The 22687-nt window shown below is 62.6% G+C and carries 21 protein-coding genes and 1 pseudogene; 18 read left to right on the top strand and 4 right to left on the bottom strand.

Annotation, left to right across the window (positions count from 1 at the left end; translation table 11 throughout):
- Nucleotides 1–148 precede the first annotated feature (148 nt).
- The 5 genes and pseudogenes from FIV39_RS33855 to selO all read left to right on the top strand — a co-directional run.
- Nucleotides 149–901: pseudogene (locus FIV39_RS33855) on the top strand (MCP four helix bundle domain-containing protein); the annotation flags it as partial.
- 30 nt (nucleotides 902–931) lie between these two features.
- Complete coding sequence (locus tag FIV39_RS33850; protein ID WP_371914633.1) at nucleotides 932–1804, top strand: methyl-accepting chemotaxis protein; 873 nt, start codon at nucleotides 932–934, stop codon at nucleotides 1802–1804.
- A gap of 233 nt (nucleotides 1805–2037) precedes the next feature.
- Complete coding sequence (locus FIV39_RS05560) at nucleotides 2038–3780, top strand: potassium/proton antiporter (protein ID WP_146371485.1); 1743 nt, start codon at nucleotides 2038–2040, stop codon at nucleotides 3778–3780.
- A gap of 52 nt (nucleotides 3781–3832) precedes the next feature.
- The gene (mscK, locus tag FIV39_RS05555; RefSeq protein WP_090400932.1) at nucleotides 3833–7216 is read left to right on the top strand and encodes a mechanosensitive channel MscK; all 3384 of its coding nucleotides are present in this window, start codon (nucleotides 3833–3835) and stop codon (nucleotides 7214–7216) included.
- Between the two features lie 48 nt (nucleotides 7217–7264).
- Nucleotides 7265–8728 carry a protein adenylyltransferase SelO gene (gene selO, locus FIV39_RS05550; RefSeq protein ID WP_090400933.1) on the top strand — a complete coding sequence of 488 codons (1464 nt, stop codon included), beginning with the start codon at nucleotides 7265–7267 and terminating at the stop codon, nucleotides 8726–8728.
- Nucleotides 8729–8746: 18 nt separating this feature from the next.
- Here selO and FIV39_RS05545 read toward each other — a convergent pair whose 3' ends face one another.
- Both FIV39_RS05545 and FIV39_RS05540 read right to left on the bottom strand, forming a co-directional pair.
- Complete coding sequence (locus FIV39_RS05545) at nucleotides 8747–9148, bottom strand: helix-turn-helix domain-containing protein (protein ID WP_074848511.1); 402 nt, start codon at nucleotides 9146–9148, stop codon at nucleotides 8747–8749.
- A 7-nt stretch (nucleotides 9149–9155) separates the two neighbouring features.
- Nucleotides 9156–9443 carry a type II toxin-antitoxin system HigB family toxin gene (locus tag FIV39_RS05540; protein ID WP_090400934.1) on the bottom strand — a complete coding sequence of 96 codons (288 nt, stop codon included), beginning with the start codon at nucleotides 9441–9443 and terminating at the stop codon, nucleotides 9156–9158.
- A gap of 221 nt (nucleotides 9444–9664) precedes the next feature.
- On the opposite strand from FIV39_RS05540, the gene trxC reads away from it, so the two are divergent.
- Nucleotides 9665–10099: a thioredoxin TrxC gene (trxC, locus tag FIV39_RS05535; RefSeq protein ID WP_090400935.1), complete on the top strand. Its 435-nt coding sequence runs from the start codon at nucleotides 9665–9667 to the stop codon at nucleotides 10097–10099.
- Nucleotides 10100–10234: 135 nt separating this feature from the next.
- Here the strand turns inward: trxC and FIV39_RS05530 are convergent, their stop codons facing one another.
- Both FIV39_RS05530 and FIV39_RS05525 read right to left on the bottom strand, forming a co-directional pair.
- Nucleotides 10235–10450: a DUF6124 family protein gene (locus FIV39_RS05530; RefSeq protein WP_090400936.1), complete on the bottom strand. Its 216-nt coding sequence runs from the start codon at nucleotides 10448–10450 to the stop codon at nucleotides 10235–10237.
- Between the two features lie 387 nt (nucleotides 10451–10837).
- The gene (locus FIV39_RS05525; RefSeq protein WP_053139210.1) at nucleotides 10838–11608 is read right to left on the bottom strand and encodes a ParA family protein; all 771 of its coding nucleotides are present in this window, start codon (nucleotides 11606–11608) and stop codon (nucleotides 10838–10840) included.
- A 337-nt stretch (nucleotides 11609–11945) separates the two neighbouring features.
- Here FIV39_RS05525 and FIV39_RS05520 point away from each other — a divergent pair, with 337 nt between their 5' ends.
- Genes FIV39_RS05520 through FIV39_RS05465 form a run of 12 tightly spaced genes read left to right on the top strand, consistent with a single transcriptional unit; the run spans nucleotide 11946 to nucleotide 22664 of the window.
- On the top strand, nucleotides 11946–12665 hold the full coding sequence (locus tag FIV39_RS05520; protein ID WP_090400937.1) for a beta-ketoacyl synthase chain length factor: 720 nt from the start codon (nucleotides 11946–11948) through the stop codon (nucleotides 12663–12665).
- Nucleotides 12641–13453 (top strand): lysophospholipid acyltransferase family protein, encoded by an 813-nt coding sequence (locus FIV39_RS05515; protein WP_090400938.1) that lies wholly within the window; start codon nucleotides 12641–12643, stop codon nucleotides 13451–13453. Before FIV39_RS05520 ends, FIV39_RS05515 begins: the two co-directional genes overlap by 25 nt.
- Nucleotides 13431–13700, top strand: coding sequence for a phosphopantetheine-binding protein (locus tag FIV39_RS05510; RefSeq protein WP_090400939.1), 270 nt, complete (start codon nucleotides 13431–13433; stop codon nucleotides 13698–13700). Before FIV39_RS05515 ends, FIV39_RS05510 begins: the two co-directional genes overlap by 23 nt.
- 9 nt (nucleotides 13701–13709) lie before the next feature.
- On the top strand, nucleotides 13710–13964 hold the full coding sequence (locus FIV39_RS05505; protein ID WP_003187949.1) for an acyl carrier protein: 255 nt from the start codon (nucleotides 13710–13712) through the stop codon (nucleotides 13962–13964).
- Nucleotides 13961–14506, top strand: a complete 546-nt coding sequence (locus FIV39_RS05500; RefSeq protein ID WP_090400940.1) for a COG4648 family protein — start codon at nucleotides 13961–13963, stop codon at nucleotides 14504–14506. The genes FIV39_RS05505 and FIV39_RS05500 overlap by 4 nt, the downstream gene beginning before the upstream one ends.
- Nucleotides 14503–16173: an acyl-CoA synthetase family protein gene (locus FIV39_RS05495; RefSeq protein WP_090400941.1), complete on the top strand. Its 1671-nt coding sequence runs from the start codon at nucleotides 14503–14505 to the stop codon at nucleotides 16171–16173. Before FIV39_RS05500 ends, FIV39_RS05495 begins: the two co-directional genes overlap by 4 nt.
- Nucleotides 16166–16900: a glycosyltransferase family 2 protein gene (locus FIV39_RS05490; RefSeq protein ID WP_090400942.1), complete on the top strand. Its 735-nt coding sequence runs from the start codon at nucleotides 16166–16168 to the stop codon at nucleotides 16898–16900. The genes FIV39_RS05495 and FIV39_RS05490 overlap by 8 nt, the downstream gene beginning before the upstream one ends.
- The gene (locus FIV39_RS05485) at nucleotides 16897–17832 is read left to right on the top strand and encodes an LpxL/LpxP family acyltransferase (protein ID WP_090400943.1); all 936 of its coding nucleotides are present in this window, start codon (nucleotides 16897–16899) and stop codon (nucleotides 17830–17832) included. The genes FIV39_RS05490 and FIV39_RS05485 overlap by 4 nt, the downstream gene beginning before the upstream one ends.
- A complete protein-coding gene (locus tag FIV39_RS05480; protein WP_090400944.1) occupies nucleotides 17816–19357 on the top strand; it encodes an HAL/PAL/TAL family ammonia-lyase in 1542 nt (513 codons plus the stop codon). The genes FIV39_RS05485 and FIV39_RS05480 overlap by 17 nt, the downstream gene beginning before the upstream one ends.
- Nucleotides 19350–19775 carry an acyl-CoA thioesterase gene (locus FIV39_RS05475; protein WP_090400945.1) on the top strand — a complete coding sequence of 142 codons (426 nt, stop codon included), beginning with the start codon at nucleotides 19350–19352 and terminating at the stop codon, nucleotides 19773–19775. Before FIV39_RS05480 ends, FIV39_RS05475 begins: the two co-directional genes overlap by 8 nt.
- Nucleotides 19772–20362 carry an outer membrane lipoprotein carrier protein LolA gene (locus FIV39_RS05470; protein ID WP_090400946.1) on the top strand — a complete coding sequence of 197 codons (591 nt, stop codon included), beginning with the start codon at nucleotides 19772–19774 and terminating at the stop codon, nucleotides 20360–20362. The genes FIV39_RS05475 and FIV39_RS05470 overlap by 4 nt, the downstream gene beginning before the upstream one ends.
- Entirely contained in the window at nucleotides 20352–22664 is a 2313-nt protein-coding gene (locus FIV39_RS05465) for an MMPL family transporter (RefSeq protein WP_186731507.1), read from the top strand. The genes FIV39_RS05470 and FIV39_RS05465 overlap by 11 nt, the downstream gene beginning before the upstream one ends.
- Nucleotides 22665–22687: the final 23 nt, after the last annotated feature.

Here is a 22687-nt window from a genome sequence, read left to right as displayed (position 1 = left end):
GGCCGCACTTTCGAGCCTTAGTGACTGCATTTCCCTCATCTGGTTCCTGAATCCGCGCAACCCCTCGTCAGATGCGACAAAAACGCACAGCCCCCTCTAGACTTTAGTCGTACGACCGATAGAGAGGCACACCCCGTCTTATGACCGCATGGATCGCGCTCCGCCCCAGGATTCAAGCATGTCACTTCGTAATATGAATATCGCTCCGAGGGCTTTCCTCGGCTTCGCGCTTATTGGCGCGCTGATGTTGTTTCTAGGCGTGTTCGCCCTGAACCAGATGAGCAAGATCCGTGGCGCCACCCAAGACATTACCCTGTCCAGCGTGCCAAGCATTCGCGCCCTCGATGAGTTCACCCAGCTGACCCTGCGCCTGCGCGTGCTGTCGTACCGCTTGCTGACCAACCGCGAGCCAGACGTACAGCAAAAGACCCTCGAAGCCTTCGAACTGCGCAACCAGCAGATCCGCGCAGCCCAGGGCATTTACGAAAAACTGATCGACAGCGGCGAAGAACGCTCGATCTACGACGAATACATGCGCCTGCTTACCCAGTACCAGCAGATTGAAGCGCGTATGAAGAGCCTGTCGCGCGCCAACCAGATCGATGAGCTGCGCACCCTTCTCAACACAGAACTGTTGAACAACTCCGAGCAGGTCAACGTGGTGCTCAACCGCCTGCTGGACTACAACAACAAGGCCGCCCTGGCCACCAATCAACAGGCCGAAGACCAGTACAACATGGCCTTTGACTGGGTGATTGGCTTGCTGGTAATCGCCACCGCGCTGACGATGTTGTTCGCCTGGCTGCTGACCCGCAGCATCACCCTGCCGATTTCCCAAGCGCTCGAAGCGGCGGAAGAAGTCGCCGAAGGCAACCTGACGCGGCCGATCAGGATCGACGGCAACGACGAAGCCGGACGCCTGTTGGCGGCCATGGCCAAGATGCAGGACAAGCTGCGCGACACCCTGCAACGCATCGCCGGCTCCGCCACTCAACTGGCCTCCGCCGCCGAGGAGTTGAACGCCGTCACCGACGAAAGCGCCCGCGGCCTGACCCGGCAAAACAACGAAATCGAACAAGCGGCCACCGCCGTCAACGAGATGACCAGCGCCGTCGAAGAAGTCGCGCGCAACGCGGTCAGCACCTCCGAAGCCTCACGCAACGCCACCACCTCTGCCGGCGACGGCCGTGACCTGGTACAGGAAACCGTCAGCGCCATCGAGCGCATGAGCGGCGACGTGCAGGCCACCGCCACGCTGATTGGCGAGCTGGCGAATGAATCGCGCGATATTGGCAAAGTGCTGGACGTGATTCGCGGCCTGGCCGACCAGACCAACCTGCTGGCCCTGAACGCGGCGATTGAAGCGGCACGCGCCGGTGAAGCCGGTCGCGGGTTTGCGGTGGTTGCCGATGAAGTGCGGGCATTGGCCCATCGTACCCAGCAGTCCACCAGCGAGATCGAGCGGATGATCGGCAGTATCCAGGCCGGCACCGAGCACGCGGTGGATTCGATGCGTAACAGCACCGAGCGCGCGGAATCGACGCTGAACATCGCCAAAGGCGCAGGGATGTCGCTGGATACCATCAACACGGCGATTGTCGAGATCAACGAGCGCAACCTGGTGATCGCCAGCGCGGCGGAAGAACAGGCGCAGGTGGCGCGGGAAGTGGATCGCAACCTGGTGAACATTCGTGATCTGTCGGTGCAGTCGGCTACCGGCGCCAGCCAGACCAGTGCGGCGAGCAGTGAGTTGTCGCGCCTGGCGGTGGATTTGAATGGGATGGTTGGCCGCTTCCGCCTCTAACTGCCTGCACTGGCTTGAAATGTGGGAGGGGGCTTGCCCCCGATAGCGGTGGGTCAGTTACAGATAAGCTGACTGAAATACCGCCATCGGGGGCAAGCCCCCTCCCACATTCAGATCTGCGCCCGGCGTTAAAAGCTTTTTGACAGCACAGCAATTCAACAGGTTAGAATCCCTGGCACGCAGACTGCATGGTCAGTTTGCGCCCCGTCTTATTTGCTCATGGAGTACTGCCTTTGAATGCGACGACCATCAACAGCCTGTTCTTGATCGGCGCGTTGCTGGTGAGTGCGAGCATTCTGGTGAGTTCTCTTTCCTCGCGCCTGGGTATCCCGATCCTGGTGATCATCCTGGCCGTGGGCATGGTCGCCGGCGTCGATGGCGGCGGCATCATCTTCGATAACTACCCGACCGCCTACCTGGTGGGCAACCTCGCGCTGGCAGTGATCCTGCTTGACGGCGGTTTGCGCACGCGGGTGGCGAGTTTCCGCGTCGCACTGTGGCCGGCGTTGTCCCTGGCCACGGTGGGGGTGTTGATTACCACCGGCCTTACGGGCATGGCGGCGGCCTGGTTGTTTGACCTCAATATTATTCAAGGCTTGCTGATCGGCGCGATTGTCGGCTCCACCGACGCCGCAGCGGTGTTCTCGCTGCTGGGCGGCAAGGGCCTGAACGAGCGGGTCACCGCCAGCCTGGAAATCGAATCCGGCAGCAACGACCCGATGGCGGTGTTCCTCACCGTCACCCTGATCGACATGCTCGCCAGCGGCCAGACCGGCCTGCACTGGAGCCTGCTGACCCACCTGGTGCGCGAGTTCGGCATCGGTGGCATCGTCGGTCTCGGCGGCGGCTGGTTGATGCTGCAGATGGTCAACCGCATCAACCTGGCCACCGGCCTGTACCCGATCCTGGTGATCGCCGGCGGCCTGTTCGTGTTCGCCCTGACCAACGCCCTGCATGGCAGCGGCTTCCTCGCCATGTACCTGTGCGGCCTGGTGATCGGCAATCGCCCGGTGCGTAGCCGTCATGGCATTTTGCATATGCTCGACGGTATGGCCTGGCTGGCCCAGATCGGTATGTTCCTGGTGCTGGGCCTGCTGGTCACGCCCCATGACTTGCTGCCGATTGCCCTGCCGGCCCTGGGCCTGGCGCTGTGGATGATCCTGTTTGCGCGGCCGCTGTCGGTGATGGTCGGCTTGCTGCCGTTCAAGGCGTTCCATGGCCGCGAAAAGGCCTTTATCGCCTGGGTCGGCCTGCGTGGCGCGGTCCCCATCATCCTGGCGGTGTTCCCGCTGATGGCGGGCCTGCCCCATGCTCAGCTGTACTTCAACCTGGCGTTCTTTATCGTGCTGGTGTCGCTGCTGGTGCAGGGCACAAGCCTGCCGTGGGTGGCCAAGCTGCTGAAAGTGACCGTTCCGCCGGACCCGGCGCCGATCTCCCGCGCGGCCCTGGAAGTGCACGTCACCAGCGAGTGGGAGCTGTTCGTCTACCGCCTCGGCGCAGAAAAATGGTGCATCGGCGCGGCCCTGCGTGAGCTGAAAATGCCCGAAGGCACGCGCATCGCTGCCCTGTTTCGTGGCCAGCAACTGCTCCATCCGTCGGGTAGTACGGTGCTGGAAGTCGGCGATTTGCTCTGCGTGATCGGCCACGAACACAACCTGCCGGCCCTGGGCAAACTGTTCAGCCAGGCACCGCAGCGCGGCCTCGATTTGCGTTTCTTCGGCGACTTCGTGCTCGAAGGCGACGCCCAGCTGGGCGCGGTTTCGGCGCTGTATGGCCTCAAGCTGGAGGGGATAGACCCGGACATGCCGCTGAGCCGCTTCATCACCCAGAAAGTCGGCGGCGCGCCGGTCGTGGGCGACCAGGTGGAGTGGAACAACACCATCTGGACCGTCGCGGTCATGGACGGGAACAAGATTGGCAAAGTCGGCGTCAGATTCCCCGAAGGAAGTCGCCCGGGCCCCGGACTCTTCCTCTAAACTGCGGGGCGACAGCACGCCCCCGATTCTTCACCTTGCTCGATCGGTCTCTATGCCAACCCTGCGCACTTTTCTCGCCACCGCCCTGCTGGGCCTGACCCTCTGTGTCGGCAGCGTCTACGCCGCCGACCCGCCCAGCGCCGACGCCATCCAGCAAACCCTGGACAAGCTGCCGGATCGCAAACTGCCCGACGCCGACATGAAGGCGCTGCAGTCGATCCTGCAACAGACCCTGACCTACCTGGGCAACAAGCAGGATTATGAACAGCGCCTGGTCGACCTCAAGCGCCAGCTGGAAGACGCGCCGCGCCAGACCAGCGAGAACCAGCGCGAACTGACCCGGCTCAAGGCCACCAAGATCATCCCGGTAGCCCAGCGCTACGCCACCCTGCCGGTACCGCAGCTCGAGCAACTGCTGGTGCAGCGCACCACCCAGCAAGGCGACCTGCAAAAAGACCTGGCCGAAGCCAACAGCCTGACCATCGCGGCCCAGACCCGCCCCGAGCGCGCCCAGACCGAAATCAGCAGCAGCCAGACGCGCATCCAGCAGATCAATTCGACCCTCAAGGCCGGCAAGGACAATGGCAAAGCCCTCAGCGGCGACCAGCGCAACCAGCTGAATGCCGAACTCGCGGCGCTCAATGCCCTGATCCCCCTGCGCCGCCAGGAACTGGCCGGCAACAGCCAACTGCAAGACCTGGGCAACAGCCAGCACGACCTGGTGGTGGAAAAGACCGCGCGCCTGGAACAAGAGATCCAGGACCTGCAAACCCTGATCAACCAGAAACGCCTGGCCCAGTCCCAGCAGACGGTTACCCAACAGTCCATCGAAGCGCAAAAGGCCGGCGGCAGCAGCTTGCTGGCCACGGAAAGCGCGGCCAACCTGAAGCTCTCCGACTACCTGCTCAAGAGCACCGACCGCCTCAACGACCTGACCCAGAAGAACCTGCAGACCAAGCAGCAACTGGACACCGTGACCCAGAGCGATTCGGCCCTGGACGAGCAGATCAACGTGCTCAAGGGCAGCCTGCTCCTGTCGAAGATTCTGTATAAGCAAAAACAGGCGCTGCCACGCCTGACGGTAGACCGCGACCTGGCGGACGACATCGCCAACATTCGCCTGTACCAGTTTGAGGTCAACCAACAGCGCGAGTTGATCAGCTCCCCCAGCACTTATGTGGACAACCTGCTGGCCAACCAGCCGCCGACCGACGTCACCCCGCAACTGCGGCGCACCCTGCTGGAACTGGCGATCACCCGCAGCGACCTGCTGGAGCGCCTGAGCCGTGAGTTGAGCTCGCTGCTTAACGAATCCATCACCCTGCAACTGAACCAGAAACAACTGCTCAGCACCGCCACCACCTTGCGCGCGACGCTGGATGAACAGATGTTCTGGATCCCCAGCAACAAGCCGCTGGACACCGAGTGGCTGGAAACCGTGCCGGCGCACCTGAGCAAGCAGGTCACCACCCTGCCTTGGGCCTCTAGCGTCAGTGAGCTGTACGACGGCCTGACCCAACGCCCGCTGCTGTTCCTGCCGCTGCTGCTGTTGATCGGTGCCCTGCTGTGGCGACGCAAAGCCCTGTATGAGCGCTTGAAAAAGGTCCACCTGGACATCGGTCACTTCAAGCGCGACAGCCAGTGGCACACCCCACAGGCGATCCTGGTGAATATCCTGCTGGCGATGCCGGTGGCCCTGGGCCTGGCGCTGTGCGGCTACGCGCTGCAGATCGACGCACGGGGGCAGAACGCCAACCTGGGTGCGGCGCTGTTGCAGATCGCCCAGGCATGGCTGGTGTTCTACACCGCCTACCGCATCCTCGCGCCGGGTGGCGTGGCGGAACTGCACTTCCGCTGGGAAAAGCCCCAGGTCGAATTCCTCCAAGGCTGGGTGCGCAAGCTCGGGCTGGTGGTGCTGGCCCTGGTGGCCGTGGTTGCCATCGCCGAGCACCAACCGGCCGCGCTGGCCGACGATGTGCTGGGCATTGGCGTGGTCCTGACCTGCTATGCCCTGATGGCCTGGTTGCTGGGGCGCCTGCTGCTGCATAGCCCGACCCATGAGAAAGCCTCGCTGTTCCGCAAAGCCGTGGGCCTGGTGTTCACCGCACTGCCTATCGCGCTGTTTATCGCCGTGTGCTTTGGCTACTACTACACCGCGCTCAAGCTCAGCGACCGGTTGATCAATACCCTGTACCTGCTGATGTTCTGGCTGGTGATCGAAGCCACCTTCGTCCGCGGCCTCGGCGTTGCCGCCCGGCGCCTGGCCTATTCCCGTGCCCTGGCCAAGCGCCAGGCGGCCAAGGAAGCGGGTGACGGTGAAGCGGTGATCGAAGAGCCGACCCTGGACATCGAGCAGGTCAACGAACAGTCCATGCGCCTGATTCGCCTGGCCCTGCTCGGCGGTTTTATCGCCGCGCTGTACTGGGTGTGGTCGGACCTGATCTCGGTGTTTTCCTACCTGGATAACGTCACGCTGTACGAATACACCAGCGGTACTGGTGCGAATATCAGCATGGTCCCCATCAGCATCGGCGACTTGCTCGGCGCGCTGATCATCATCGGCATCACCTTCGCACTGGCGCGCAACCTGCCAGGTTTACTGGAAGTGCTGGTGCTGTCCAAGCTGGAGTTGGCCCAGGGCAGTGCCTATGCCACGACCACATTGCTGTCTTATGTGATTGCCGGCGTGGGCTTTGTCTCGACCCTGTCCACCCTCGGCGTGAGCTGGGACAAGTTGCAGTGGCTGGTCGCCGCGCTGTCGGTGGGCTTGGGCTTCGGCATGCAGGAGATCTTCGCCAACTTCATCTCCGGCATCATGATCCTGTTCGAACGCCCGGTGCGTATCGGCGACACCATCACCATCGGCAACCTATCGGGTACGGTGAGCAAGATCCGTATCCGCGCCACCACCATCACCGACTTCGACCGCAAGGACATCATTGTCCCGAACAAGACCTTCATCACCGGGCAACTGATCAACTGGTCGCTGACCGACACCATCACCCGCGTCACCCTCAAGCTGGGCGTGGACTACGGCTCCGACCTGGACCTGGTGAAGGAATTGTTACTCAAGGCTGCGCGGGAAAACCCAAGGGTGTTGAAGGAACCGGAACCCCATGTGTACTTCCTCAACTTCGGCGAAAGTACGCTGGACCACGAACTGCGCATGCACGTGCGCGACCTCGGCGACCGTAACCCGGTGATCGACGAAGTGAACCGTTTTATCAACCGCGAGTTCAAGAACCACCACATCAACATCTCGTTCCGGCAGATGGAGGTGTACCTCAAAAACCTCCACGGGCAGGAATACAAGCTGGTGCCGGTGGAAGACGAGAAGAGAACCATCGTCGGGCCGACCGAGGCGCAAGATGTGCCGGAGCCGCCAACGGGCAAAGTGGCGGATGCACCCGAGCCACCACCCAGCAAACTCGACTAAACGCCCTATCCCCAGCAGAATGCTCGGACATTCTGCTGGAGATGGCCGGTGAAAGCCCTCGACGAACTGACCTTCGACAACCGCTTCGCACGCCTGGGCGACGCGTTCTCAACTCACGTATTACCCGAGCCCCTCGACGAACCGCGCCTGGTGGTGGCAAGCAATGCCGCCATGGCCCTGCTCGACCTCGACCCAGCCGTGGCCGAAACGCCGGTGTTTGCCGAGCTGTTCAGCGGCCACACGCTGTGGGCCGAAGCCGAGCCGCGGGCGATGGTCTATTCCGGGCACCAGTTCGGCGGCTACACCCCCCAACTGGGCGACGGCCGGGGGTTGCTGCTGGGCGAGGTGTACAACGCGGCCGGCGAACATTGGGACCTGCACCTGAAAGGCGCCGGGATGACGCCCTACTCACGTATGGGCGATGGCCGCGCAGTGCTGCGTTCATCGATCCGGGAGTTTCTGGCGTCAGAAGCGCTGCATGCACTGGGCATCCCCAGTAGCCGCGCGTTGTGCGTGATCGGCTCCAGCACCCCGGTCTGGCGGGAAAAACAGGAGCGTGGGGCGATGGTCCTGCGTTTGGCGCCCAGCCATATCCGCTTCGGTCATTTCGAATATTTCTACTACACCAAGAAGCCCGACCAGCAGGCTGAGCTGGCCGAACACGTGCTGAACCTGCACTACCCCGAGTGCCGTGAACAGCCCGAGCCGTACCTGGCGATGTTCCGCGAAATCGTCGAACGCAATGCCGAGATGATCGCCAAATGGCAGGCCTATGGTTTCTGCCATGGGGTGATGAACACCGACAACATGTCGATCCTCGGCATTACCTTCGACTTCGGGCCATTTGCGTTTCTGGATGACTTTGATGCGCACTTCATCTGCAACCATTCGGACCATGAAGGACGCTACTCCTTCAGCAACCAGGTGCCGATCGGGCAGTGGAACCTCAGTGCGCTGGCCCAGGCGCTCACGCCATTTATCAGCGTCGATGCCTTGAAAGAAGCCCTTGGCCTGTACCTGCCGCTGTACCAGGCCCACTACCTGGATTTGATGCGTCGCCGTTTGGGGCTGACCACCGCCGAAGACGACGACCAGACGCTGGTGGAGCGGTTGCTGAAGCTGATGCAGAACAGCGGCGTGGATTACACGCTGTTTTTCCGGCGGCTTGGGGATGAATCGGCAGCGCTGGCGGTGGCGAAGCTGCGCGATGATTTTGTCGACCTCGCCGGGTTTGATGCCTGGGCCGAGTTGTACACAGCCCGTGTTGCGCGGGATGGGGATTACACCGAAGAGCAGCGCCAGGCGCGGATGCACGCGGTGAACCCGCTGTACATCCTGCGTAACTACCTCGCACAGAACGCTATCGCTGCCGCCGAATCAGGCGATTACAGCGAAGTGCGGCGGTTGCATGAGGTGCTTTCCAAACCGTTCGAGGAGCAAGCGGGGATGGAACAGTACGCGCAACGACCGCCGGATTGGGGCAAGCATTTGGAGATCAGTTGTTCGTCGTGATACACGCCATGCTCGCGATTAGATGAACAGGTCGACCGGCACCTTGAAAAAATCCGCCAGCCAACGAATCTGTCGCACGTTCAGCTGGCGTTTTCCACTGAGGATTTCCGAGACCACCGATTGAGCACCAACACCCGGCAAATCACTCTGAGTCAGGCCATGCTCCTGCATCATTGATCTCAATACGTCGACACCGCTCGCCTCAGGCATTGGCCAATGCTCCAGATCATAAGCCTCGACCCAGTCACCGATGATATCGACCACGCCCATCAACGGATGGGCTTCGTCCTCCCCTACGATATCCAGCAATTCGTCGAGCGCCTCCACCAGCACATCGTAGTCAGCCTCGGTTTTCGGCTTGCGCAACAGCGGTGATACGAATTGCCAGTGCTCGGCGACTTGCTCGATCAATACACTCATTTTCCAGTCACTCCTTCCATTTACCCTTGTCGTATTCCCGATGGTCCAGCACATGTCGAATATAGAGCCGCTGCATTCGGTAGCGCACAATCGCGATGAGTCGTAGTTTGTGACCACCGATGTTGAAGACGTGTAACGCCCCCACTTTATCCACGGTAGGAAAAATCGATTTCAACGCCGCGAAGTCCTCAGGATTGAGGACTTTGGCTTTCCGATACCACTCATCCAAAGCACTGGCTGAATGAGGCCACTTCAACTTGGCATTTCGGATTTGTTTCGCACTGATTACGCGCATGCAACATCCCTATCGCATATTGCTATAAAGGTTAAACCCGAACGCCGACTATCGCAATTTGCTATGGCGCCGAACGGACCGGCGGTGCTATTTCGAACAAGCACTTCCAGCCTAGATAGGTATGCGCCAATCTGTTAGCACATGCGTCGTCGCCCCCGAGCTTGATAAAGCTGATACCCGACTCCAGATAGGATGCATTGGCCACATCCACGGAGCCCACCATGTCCGACCCTCTCGTTATCCCCTGCCCCCATTGCAACGGCCTCAACCGCATCCCCGGAGAGCGGCTGGGTGATACGCCCAAGTGCGGGCGTTGCAAGCAACCGGTTCTACTGAGCAAGCCTTTCGAGCTGAAGCAAGGCGATTACGCCAGCCAGATTAAGGGCGACCTGCCGCTGCTGGTGGACGTGTGGGCCGACTGGTGTGGGCCATGCAAGTCGTTTGCGCCGGTGTTTGAACAGGCGGCCGGGCAGTTGGAGGGCAAGTGCAGGCTGGCCAAGCTGGACAGCGAGGCCAATCAGCAGTTGTCGGCGCAGTTGGGGATTCGTTCGATCCCCAGCTTGATTCTGTTCAAGAACGGCCGCGAAGTGGCGCGCCAGAGCGGGGCGTTCCCGTTGCCGCAGTTGATGAGCTGGTTGCATAGCCAGGGGGTGTAGCCGGACCTGGAGAACAATGCTCGACAGTGTGGGAGGGGGCTTGCCCCCGATGGCAGTGGGTCAGCACCAGATGAGCTGGCTGACACACCGCTATCGGGGGCAAGCCCCCCTCCCACCTTTGACCGAGTTTTACCTTCAGGCCACGGGGACTTCGCGGTCTATCACCTGGCCGACCAGCAATACGCCCAGCTCGCTCAATTGGTGGATAGCCAGGGCCACGTCGCGGTGTTCGCCGGTGAGGTCATTGGAAAGGTTGAGCAATAGGGTGCGGACGGAGGAGAAGGTTTCGTAGCTGTTGAGGATGAGGGTTTCGGTGGGGAGGTTGGGCGTAGCGGTATAAAGGTTAACCATGGATCGTCTCCGAGTAGGGGAGCCACAACCAGCCGCTACTAAACGGAGGGTGGCAGCTGTACGCAGGTTAGTAGACCGGGGAGACGCAACCGGCGCGCTCGAAAGCGCCCTCCGTACAGCCACCATCAAATTCAGGAAGCTCCTGATCGACGAATTGCCGTACGTCTCACCTCGGGCTACTAAACCCGATCACTGAATATTCAGTGACCGCAGAACCTTAGAGATGCCCATCCAGACGCACAAGCCGGCGGATTCTGGCGTAGCTGTAGGCAGCGATACAAGGCCAAGCCCCTGCTGCCAGACCCTTCCTACAACCTCTGTGGGACAAATCCAATCCCCAACTGAAATGCAATTCAAATGTGGAAGGGAGCAAGCCCCTCCCACAGATCAGGCGTTTTCCAGCAGGTTATGCAGCTCCACAAATTGCAGAGTGAGCTTGTGCCGGGGATCCAGGTGAATCAGCGGCTTGTTCTCCTGGTGCGATTCGCGCATGCGCACCGAGCTGGCCAGGTACACCGGCAACACCGGCAAGCCCTCTGCGATCAGTTCATCCAACATCTGCTGCGGCAGGCTCGCCCGCGCCTGGAACTGGTTGACCACGATGCCTTCGACTTCGAGGCCTTCGTTGTGGTCTTCCTTCAACTCTTCGATTTCAGCCAGCAGGCCATACAGGGCCTGGCGCGAGAAACTGTCGCAATCGAAGGGGATCAGCACGCGATCAGCGGCGATCAATGCCGAAACCGCATAAAAATTCAATGCGGGTGGCGTATCCAGGTAAATACGGTCGTAATCTTCGCTCAACTCATCGAGCAGCTTTCGCAACTTGTTGATCTTGTGCTTGGCCTCAAGCTTGGGCTGCAAGTCCGCGAGTTCGGCGGTCGCGGTGATCACGTGCAGGTTGTCAAAGGGTGTTTCGTAGATATCGACCTTGTTCTTCTTCGAAAACGGCCCGGAAGACAGGGTTTGCTTGAAAAAGTCCGCGATCCCCATGGGAATGTCGTCGCCGGTCAGCCCGGTGAGGTACTGGGTCGAGTTGGCTTGTGCATCGAGGTCCACCAACAGGGTTCGATAGCCTTCACTGGCGCTGACCGCCGCCAGGTTGCAGGCGATGCTGGACTTGCCCACGCCGCCTTTCTGATTGAACACCACGCGCCGCATGGAAAAACCTCCGTGTATCAATGAATGTCCGAGTGTAGAGGGCAAAAGCGCCTGTTAGCTACCTCGTTCATCCATGCATGGCTGCATTAACAGCAGGTTGTAGTAACTCGCGTACAAATGAATAGGAACGGTCCGACAATCCAACTCAGCGTCCGGTGAAGGACAATCCGTAAATCTTTCCCACCCATGTGTAATCAGCCGTGAACAATTCTTTACCAAAGTTTGCTAGAACCCCACAGCACCGGGATAATGCGCGCCACTCGGCGATTGCTCCCTGTCCCGGTATTCGGGGCCAAAAGCCGCACACGGAAGCCCGCAGGGGCGGGATAACTTCTCAGTGATCAACTTCAACATCGCCCAATGGCGCGCCTGGGCTCCTGGCCTGGAAAGCGTGGACGACTGGCTCGCCTGGAGCCAGGCCCCGGTGTTGCTGCCTGCCAGCGATGCCTCGCCCGACGTGTCGTTCCTGCCGGCCATGCAGCGCCGCCGCCTGAGCCGCCTGGCGCGCATGGCGTTCAGCGTGGGCTGGCCGCTGGCCGACGGCCTGCAAGCGCTGCCGCTGGTGTTTGTTTCCCGGCACGGCGAAACCCCGCGCACCCTGGACATCCTCAGCGACCTGGCCAACGACCAGCCGCTGTCGCCGACCCAATTCAGCCTGTCGGTGCATAACGCAGTGATTGGCCTGTGGTCGATCCTGCGCAATGAAACCAGCGAAATGACGGCCCTCGCCGCCGCCGGCGATGGCCTGGAGCACGGCATGCTCGAAGCCGCCGCCCTGCTCAACGAAGGCGCTCCGGCGGTATTGCTGGTGATCACCGAAGAACAGCCGCCCGAGGCCTACGCCAGTTGGATCGTTGACGTGCCCTTTCCCTACGCCCTCGGCCTGCTGCTGACGCCAGGCGACGAGTGGCAACTGGAACTCACCACCGGCACTGTCCAACCCACTCAAACCCAGTGGCCCCACGCCCTGAACCTGCTGCGCACCCTGCTTACCAAACAGGGCGCCTGCCAACATGCCTGGAAGAACCGTGTATGGAACTGGCAACGCAAGTCGTGAACGATAAGCCACGGGATGCCTACTACTGGCGCCTGTTCGCCACTGCCGCCAGCTTCTTCCTGTTTGGCGTAGGCGGGTTGTGCCTGCGCTTGCTGGTGTTTCCACTGCTCAGTTGCCTGCCGGGGGATGCCAAGCAGCACCAGCGGCGCGCCCGCCACACCATCAGTTGCCTCTTCTGGTTCTTTATTCGCATGATGCAGCGCCTGGGCATCCTTACTTTCAGCGTCGATGGCGCCGACAAGCTCGGCCGCCCCGGTCAGATGATCGTCGCCAACCATCCGTCGCTGATCGACGTGGTGTTCCTCATCGGCCTGATGCGCCAGACCAATTGCGTGGTCAAGCAAAGCCTGTTTCAAAACCCGTTCATGCGTGGCCCGGTTCGCGACGCGGGCTACATCAGCAATGACGGCAGCGCCGATATGCTCGACGCCGCTGCCGACGCCCTGCGCGCAGGCCAGACGCTGATCATCTTTCCAGAAGGCACCCGCACCCGTCCCGGCATGGCGCCCGCCTTTCATCGCGGGGCCGCCGCCATTGCGCTGCGCGGTGCGACAATCATCACCCCGGTGGTGATCAAGGTCAGCCCCACCACCCTGACCAAGGCCGAACCCTGGTATCGCATCCCGAAATGCCGTTTTCACTTCAGTTTGCGGGTGGGGGCCGATATAGAACCACAGGCGTTCGCAACACTGGGGCCCGCGCCCCAGGCCTCACGCAAGCTCAACGATTACCTGCACCATTATTTTATTAAGGAGCTCGCCGAAGATGAGCGACCAACACAGCCTTGAGTGCGAAATAAAGGCGCTGATCATCGAGGCCCTGGGCCTGGAAGACATCAGCGTCGACGATATCGGTAGCGACCAAACCCTGTTCGGCGAAGGCCTGGGCCTGGATTCGGTAGACGCCCTGGAATTGGGCCTGGCGATCCAGAAAACGTACGGTATCAAGATCGATGCCGACGCCAAGGACACCCGCAATCACTTCACCAACGTGGCCAGCCTTGCGGCGTTCGTCACGGCCAGACAGGCAGCTTGAGACCGGACCATGCAAACTCGTGACGATATTTTCAACACCCTGCGCGATGCCTTGGTGGAACTGTTTGAACTGCCCCCGGAGCGCGTCACCCTCGACGCCAACCTGTATCAGGACCTGGAAATCGACAGCATCGATGCCGTGGACCTGATCGACCATATCAAGCGCCAGACCGGCAAGAAGATCGCCGCCGAAGAGTTCAAGGCCGTGCGCACCGTCAACGACGTGGTTGAGGCGGTGTACCGTCTGGTCCAGCCTGCCGCATGAGCCGGCTGATCGGCCTTGGCCTGTTGCTGGCGGGGCTGCTGTACCCCTTTGCGGTGTATTACGGCACCGAGCACTTTGCGCCGTGGCAATTCGGCCTGCTGCTGGGCAGCCTGTGGCTGTTGCGCGCGGTCACTGGTGCTTCGCGCCCCGGCAGCCGCTGGATGGCGCTGGCGGTGATCGTGTTTTGCCTGGCCCTGGCCTGGTTCGATAACCCGCGCCTGTTGCGCTGGTACCCGAGCCTGGTCAGTGCGTTCATGTTGGCGCTGTTCGGCCTGAGCCTGAAATACGGCCCGCCGATGGTGGAGCGTCTGGCACGCATGACCGACCCGGTACTGCCGCCGCACGCGATTGTGTATACGCGCCAGGTCACCGTGGTGTGGTGCGTGTTTTTTCTGTGTAATGGCCTGCTCGCCGCCGCCCTCACCCTGTGGGCGCCGTTGAGCTGGTGGACGTTGTACAACGGCTTGATCGCCTATGGGCTGATGGGTCTGTTGTTTGCCGTGGAATGGCTGGTACGACAAAGGGTTCGAGGCCGCGTATGAATGGGTTGAATCTTGAGCACCTGTTGCTCGAGCCGCTGGAACAGCGTTGGGTGACCACCGAACCTGCGATGAATCACGCCCAGCTGTGGGAGCACTCCCTGAGCCTGGCGGCCGGGTTGCAAGCGCGTGGTATCCAGCGCCTGGCCCTGCACCTGGAAGACGCAGGCCTGCTGGCGATTGCACTGCTGGGCGCCTGGCGCGCCGGGGCCAGCGTGTTGCTGCCCGCCGATCTGCAACCCCAGACCCGCCAACGCTGGGACGCGGTTGTCGACACCTGGCTGACTGAAGCGGCAGACCTGGACGCGTTGTATCAAGCGCCCTTGAGCCCTGCTGCCCTCGACCTGGACACCTGCCAACTGAGCCTGTGCACCTCCGGCTCCAGCGGCGAACCCAAGCGCATCGACAAGACCCTGCGCCAGTTGGCCAATGAGGTCCGGGCCTTGGAGGTTCTGTGGGGTGCAGACCTGAAAGACGCCTGCATCATCGGCAGTGTCGCCACCCAGCACATCTACGGTTTGCTGTTCCGCGTGCTGTGGCCGCTGTGCGCCGGTCGCACCTTTGTGCGCCGCCAGCTGGCTTTTCCGGAAGACATGCAGCGCGCCAGCCGCGAACACCCGCAATTCGCCTGGGTCGCCAGCCCGGCGCTGCTCAAGCGCATGGGCGACAACCTCGACTGGCCGGCGCTGAGCCAAGTATCGCGGGTATTTTCGTCAGGCGGTGCCTTGCCCATCGAGGCGGCCTGCAGTCTTTACGAGCGCTTGCAGCAATGGCCGACAGAGATTCTCGGCAGCTCGGAAACCGGCGGCATCGCCTGGCGCCAGGGCGCGCAACCCTGGCAGCCGTTCGCCGACGTACACCTGAGCCAGGACGCCGACGGTGCACTGCGCATCGCCTCGCCTTACTTGCCCGTCGGGCATATAGAACAAACCGCTGACGCGGCACGCATTCACGCCGATGGTCGCTTCGAGCTGCTCGGGCGCCTGGACCGTATCGTCAAGCTGGAAGAAAAACGCATCTCCCTGCCGATGTTGGAGCAAGCGCTGATGGCCCACCCGTGGGTCGCCGAAACGCGCCTGGGGGTGGTGCAGGAAAACCGCGCATCCCTCGGCGCCCTGGTGGTGTTGAGCGCCGATGGCTTGCATGCCTTGCGCAATCAGGGCCGACGCAATCTCACCCAAACCCTGCGCCAACATTTGAGCCAGCATTGCGAAGCCCTGGCCTTGCCGCGCCGCTGGCGCCTGCTGCGCCAACTGCCGCTGAATGCCCAAGGCAAACTGCCCCAGGCCGATGTGGCCGCGCTGCTGCTGGCGCCCCGGCCCAAGGCGCCGGAAGTGCTGGAGCAGGTAGAAGCCAACGGCGAATGGACCGTGCAACTCAGCGTCCCGCCGGACCTGGCCTACTTCAGCGGGCACTTCCCGGTAACCCCGGTATTGCCGGGTGTGGTCCAAGTGGAATGGGCATTCAACCTGGGCCAGCAACTGCTCGACCTGCCGTCGACCTTTACCGGCATGGAAGTGCTCAAGTTCCAGCAACTGGTGCGCCCCGGCGACCGTATCGAACTGCACCTGCGCTTCGACCAGGAACGCGGCAAGTTGTATTTCGCCTACCGCAACGGCGTCGCCGCCTGCTCCAGCGGCCGGATCCAATTGGAAGCCGCCCATGCATAACCCTTGCGCCCTGATCCCGGTCTACAACCACGAAGCCGCAGTGCCCGCCGTGGTCCACAGCCTGTTGAGCAGCGGCCTGCCGTGTCTGTTGGTCGACGACGGCAGCAGCCCGGCCTGTGCAGCGGTGTTGGCGCAATTGGCGCGGCTGGACAATGTCACCCTGCTGACCCTGCCGAACAATCAAGGCAAGGGCGGCGCGGTGATGGCAGGCTTTCGCGAAGCGGCGCGCCTGGGCTTCAGCCACGCCTTGCAGGTCGACGCCGACGGACAGCACGACCTGCGCGAAGTCGAGACATTTATCGACGCATCCCGCAGGCAGCCCAACGCGATCATCTGCGGCTACCCGGAATACGACGAAAGCGTGCCCAAGGGCCGTTTGTACGCGCGTTACCTGACCCACGTGTGGGTGTGGATCAACACCCTGTCGCTGCAGATCCGCGACTCGATGTGCGGCTTTCGCGTGTATCCGCTGGCACCAGTGCTGGCCCTGATGGACTCGGCCTACATTGGCACGCACATGGACTTCGACTCCGACATCCTGGTGCGCCTGGCCTGGCGTAACCAGCCGATGCGCTGGCTGCCGACCCAGGTGCATTACCCTGCCGACGGCCTGTCGCACTTCCGCCTGTTCCGCGACAACGTACGCATCAGCGCCATGCACACCCGACTGTTCTTCGGCATGTTGGTGCGTGCACCGCTGATCCTGTGGCGACGGTGGCAGGCATGAGCGACAGCACCAAGCATTGGGCCGACCGCGAAGAGCGCGGCAGCTACTGGCTGATGAAATTCACCGCCCTCGCCGCCAAGGTCCTCGGCCGCCGCCTGCTGAGCCCGGTGCTGTATGGCATCGTGTTGTACTTCTTCCTGTTCAGCCGCACCGCGCGCCAGAGCACCTGGCAATACCAACAACGCCTGGCCGACTGGAGCGGACGCGATGAACTACGCCCCAGCCAGCGCAAAGTCTTCGCCCAGTTCATGGCCTTTGCCGACGCCCTGCTCGACAAGCTCGACGTGTGGAACGGCAAGCTGCGCCTGGAACAGATCGAGATCAACGACCCGGCGAAACTGCGCGGGCGACTGCGTGGCGGGCGCGGGCAGATGCTGGTCGGCGCACATTTGGGCAACCTCGAAGTGTGCCGCGCGCTGGCGGAAATCGGCGAACAGGTCACCATGAACGTGCTGGTGCACACCAAGCACGCCGAACGCTTCAACCGCCTGCTGGGCGAAGCCGGGGCCACCCACTTGCGCCTGATCCAGGTCAGCGAGCTGGACCCGGCCACCATGCTGTTGCTCAGCCAGCGCCTGGACGACGGCGAATGGCTGGCGATTGCCGGCGACCGTGTGCCGTTGCATGGCGGGCGCACGGTGCGCGTGGATTTCCTCGGCCATGACGCTGCCTTCCCCCAAGGCCCGTGGCTGCTGGCGGGCCTGCTGAAATGCCCGGTCAACCTGCTGATGTGCCTGAAACACCAGGGCCGCTATCGCCTGACCATCGAGCCCTTCGCGCAATTGATCGAATGGAAACGCAGCACCCGCGAGCAGGTCATTGCCCTGTGGACCGCGCGCTACGCCGCACGCCTGGGCCAGTTCTGCCTGGAAGCGCCCCAACAATGGTTCAACTTTTACCCTTTCTGGAAGACCGATGACGACGCATCTTGAGCCGGTAACCTTTGGCGAACGCCCCCTGCGCATCGAAGACGTGCTGGCCCTGGCCAACCGTCAGGTGCCTACCCAGCTGCAAAGCGATGCCGCGTATCGCCAGCGCATTGCCAAGGGCGCGCAGTTCCTCGACTCGTTGCTGAACAAGGAAGGCGTGATCTACGGCGTAACCACCGGCTACGGTGACTCCTGCGTGGTCGCGGTGCCGTTGCAACACGTCGAGGCCCTGCCGCGTCACCTGTACACCTTCCACGGTTGCGGCCTGGGCAAGTTGCTCGACGCCCAAGCTACCCGTGCCGTGCTGGCGGCGCGCTTGCAGTCGCTGTGCCACGGTGTCTCCGGGGTGCGCGTGGAACTGCTGGAGCGCCTGCATGCGTTCCTCGAACACGACGTGCTGCCGCTGATCCCGGAAGAAGGCTCGGTGGGCGCCAGCGGTGACCTGACGCCGCTGTCCTACGTGGCCGCGACCCTGTCCGGCGAGCGCGACGTGCTGTTCCGTGGCGAGCGTCGTCAGGCGGCCGACGTGCACCGCGAACTCGGCTGGGAGCCGCTGGTACTGCGCCCCAAGGAGGCCCTGGCGCTGATGAACGGCACCGCCGTGATGACCGGCATCGCTTGCCTGGCCTTCGCCCGCGCCGACTACCTGCTGCAACTGGCCACGCGCATCACCGCACTGAACGTGGTGGCGCTGCAAGGCAACCCGGAACACTTCGACGAGCGCCTGTTCGCCGCCAAGCCACATCCGGGGCAGATGCAAGTCGCCGCCTGGCTGCGCAAGGACCTGGCGATCGACGCGCCGACCGCGCCGCTGCATCGCCTGCAGGACCGCTACTCACTGCGCTGCGCGCCGCACGTGCTCGGTGTGTTGGCGGACAGCCTGAACTGGCTGCGTTCGTTTATCGAGATCGAACTGAACAGCGCCAACGACAACCCGATCATCGACGCCGAAGAAGAACGCGTGCTGCATGGCGGGCATTTCTACGGCGGGCATATCGCCTTTGCCATGGACAGCCTCAAGACCCTGGTGGCCAACGTCGCCGACCTGCTCGACCGCCAGCTCGCGCTGCTGGTAGACGTGCGCTACAACCACGGCCTGCCGAGCAACCTGTCCGGCGCACCGGCTGACCGCGCGATGATCAACCATGGCTTCAAGGCCGTGCAGATCGGCACCAGCGCCTGGACCGCCGAAGCCCTGAAAAACACCATGCCGGCCAGCGTGTTCTCGCGCTCCACCGAATGCCACAACCAGGACAAGGTGAGCATGGGCACCATCGCCGCCCGCGATGCGATCCGTGTGCTGGAGCTGACCGAACAGGTCGCCGCCGCCACCCTGCTCGCCGCCAACCAGGGCGTGTGGCTGCGCGCCCAGGCCAACGACGCACGCCCGTTGCCGCCGGCTCTGGCGGCCATGCATGCAGAGCTGGCCCAGGACTTCCCGCCGGTCATCGAAGACCGCGCCCTCGAAGGCGAACTGCGCCTGTGCCTGCAACGCATCGCCGAGCAACACTGGAGGCTGCATGCGTAGCCCTGGCGTATTACACAGCGACACCGAAATCCTCGTGCCGTTTTTTGACGTCGACACCATGAACGTCGTCTGGCACGGGCATTACGTGAAGTACCTGGAAGTCGCACGCTGCGCGCTGCTGGACAAGATCGGCCACAACTACACGGCGATGCTCGAAGCCGGCTACGCCTGGCCGGTGATCGACATGCAACTGCGCTATGTGCGCGGCGCGATGTTCGGCCAGACGATCAACGTGCGCGCCAGTCTGGTGGAGTGGGAGAACCGCTTGAAGGTCAACTACCTGATCACCGACCTGGCCAGCGGCGAGCGCCTGACCCGCGCCAGCACTGTGCAAGTGGCGGTGGAAATCGCCAGTCGCGAGATGCAGCTGGCCTCGCCCAAAGTATTCACCGACGCCGTCGACAGGGCCTTGTCATGAAACTGATCACCTTCCTCGGCGCGTTGCTGCTGTCGCTTCAAGCCCAGGCCTTCGACCTGCAACAACTCAGCGACCAGTTGGCCAAACCTTCAGTGATCCACGGCAGCTTCATCCAGGAAAAACACCTGCGGGCGCTACCGCAACCGCTGGTCAGCAAGGGCACCTTCGTCCTGGCCAAAGACCACGGCCTGCTGTGGCTGCTGAAAACCCCACTGCAACAGGACTACCGCATCAGCGCCCAGGGCATCGCCCGTCGTGACGCGAATGGCTGGCAGCTGCTGCCGAACAAGAGCGCCGGTGCCGAACAGAACCGTCTGTTCCTCGCCGTGCTCCAGGGCGACAGCAGCGGCTTGCAGCGTGACTTCGAGCTGCAACTGCAAGGCGAAGCCCAGCAATGGAAACTCACGCTGATCCCGCGCTCGCTACTGCTCAAGCAGGTATTCACCCAGATCAATATCGACGGCGGTGAGCTGGTACACACCATCGAACTGCTGGAAACCCAGGGCGACAGCACCTTGCTGCGCATGCAGGACAGTACGGCCAGCCAGCCGTTGAGCGACGCGGAGCAACATGACTTTGCCCAGTGAGCGCCTGCTGCCCCGCCTGTTCCTGATCCTGCTGGTGGCCGTGCTGGCCCTGGCCGGCTGGCAATGGCGCCACGGTGCACCGCTGTCGGCCAACCTGATGGAGCTGGTCCCGGGCAGTACGCCGGATGCCTTGGAGTTGCAGGCCGAACAGCGCATGCAGGAGCCGCTCAACCGCGAAATGCTGGTATTGGTGGGGCACGCCGATCGCCAACAAGCGGTGGCCGTGGCGCAGCAATTGGGCGAGCGCTGGCAGGCCAGCGGCCTGTTCGAGAAGGTCCAATGGAACCTGCAAGCCGACCTGCCGGCGCTGCGTGAGCAGTTGCTGCGCGGGCGGCTGGCGATGCTCTCGGCCAAGGACCGCGAACAACTGATCGACCACCCCGACGCGTTCATCCAGCAACGGGTGCAGTCGCTGTTCGACCCCTTCACCGGCTTCAGCCTGGTGCCGAGCCAGGACGACTGGCTCGGCCTGACCGGACGCATCCAGAACAGCCAGCCGCAACACGGCTCGGTGCAACTGGACATCGGCAGCGGCGCCTTGATCGCCGACGCCGACGGCAAGAGCTGGGTGCTGCTGCGCGCACGTACCACCGGCAATGCCTTCGACATGAAACTGCCGCTGCAAGTGGCGGATTTGCTCCAGGCCAGCCGCACGCAGGCCGGCGAACACGGCGCGCAATTGCTCGCCGCCAGCGGTTTGCTCTACGCCGCCAATGGCCAGCAGCAGGCCACGCGGGAAATCACCTGGGTTGGCGGTGGCGCCACTGTCGGCATCCTGCTGTTGCTGTTGCTGGCGTTCCGCCGCTGGCGAGTGCTGCTGGCGTTCGTACCAGTGCTGGTGGGCATGCTGTTTGGCGCCGTCACCTGCGTGGCGCTGTTCGGCCATATGCATGTGATGACCTTGGTGCTCGGCTCCAGCCTGATCGGCGTCGCGGTGGATTACCCGCTGCACTACCTGTCGAAAAGCTGGAGCATGACCCCCTGGCGCAGTTGGCCGGCATTGCGCCTGACGCTGCCAGGGCTGAGCCTGAGCCTGGCCACCAGTTGCATCGGCTACCTGGCGCTGGCCTGGACGCCGTTTCCGGCCTTGACGCAAATCGCGGTGTTCTCCGCTGCGGGGCTGGTCGGCGCTTACCTGTCAGCGGTATGCCTGCTGCCGGCTTTGCTCAAGGGTGTCGAACTGCGCCCGGCACAATGGCCGCTGCGCATCGCCGAGTGCCTGTGGCTGGTGCGGGCCTCCTTGCTCAAGCGCGTGCCGAGCCCATTTTTGCTGGCGTGGGTGCTGCTGTTCTGCGCCGGTGGCCTGTGGCAGCTGAACAGCAAAAACGATATTCGCCAGTGGATCGGCGCGCCGCCGCAATTGCTGCAAGAGGCGCAGGCGGTGGCACGCATTACCGGCTTCCAGCCCACCAGCCAGTTTTTCCTGATCCGGGCGGATAACCAGCCGCAGTTGCTGGAGCGGCAAGCCGCCCTGGGCCACCGCCTGGACCAACTGGTGAATATGGACAAGCTTCAGGGTTACCTGGCGCTCAACCAACTGGTCAGCCTACCCGCCGAGCAGCAACAACTGCGCGATGCCCTGAACACACTCCCACACCATTGGCAGCCGCTGTTGGACCTCGGCGTGCCCGCCAGTGCCCTGCAAGCCGAAGTCGCGCAACTGCAAGCGCTGCCCACCGAAGACATCGACGCTGCGCTGGCGGGCCCCTTGGCCGAACCCTGGCGCACGCTGTGGCTCGGCCCGGTGGACGGCGGTGTCGCGGCCATGGTCAGCCTGCAGGGCCTGAACAACCCGGCGCTGCTGCGGGTGCAAGCCGTGGACCTACCCGGCGTGCAGTTGGTGGATCGCCTCGGTGATTTGAACCGTGTGTTCGCCGACACGCAGATCAGCGCCGCCGAATTGAAGCTGATGTCGTGCGTATTGATCGTGCTGTTGCTGATCCTGCCGTTCGGCTTTGGCGGTGCCTTGCGCATCGTCGCCCTGCCGCTGCTGGCGGCGCTGTGCAGCCTGGCCAGCCTGGGTTGGCTGGGCCAGCCGTTGACCCTGTTCAGCCTGTTCGGGCTGCTGCTGGTCACGGCCATCAGTGTTGATTATGCGATTTTGATGCGCGAACAGATCGGCGGTCCTGCTGTCAGCCTTTTAGGGACGCTGCTGGCAGCGCTGACGACCTGGTTGTCGTTCGGCCTGCTGGCCGTGTCCAGCACACCAGCAGTGAGTAATTTCGGCCTGTCGGTCAGCCTGGGCCTGGCATTCAGCTTTATGCTGGCGCCCTGGGCCGGCCAACGGAAACATGCCTCATGAATGTGATTATCGCCAAAGCGGCA

Source organism: Pseudomonas grimontii (assembly GCF_007858185.1).
GTDB classification, from domain to species: domain Bacteria; phylum Pseudomonadota; class Gammaproteobacteria; order Pseudomonadales; family Pseudomonadaceae; genus Aquipseudomonas; species Aquipseudomonas grimontii.
This window is presented reverse-complemented; position numbering and strand designations above follow the sequence as displayed.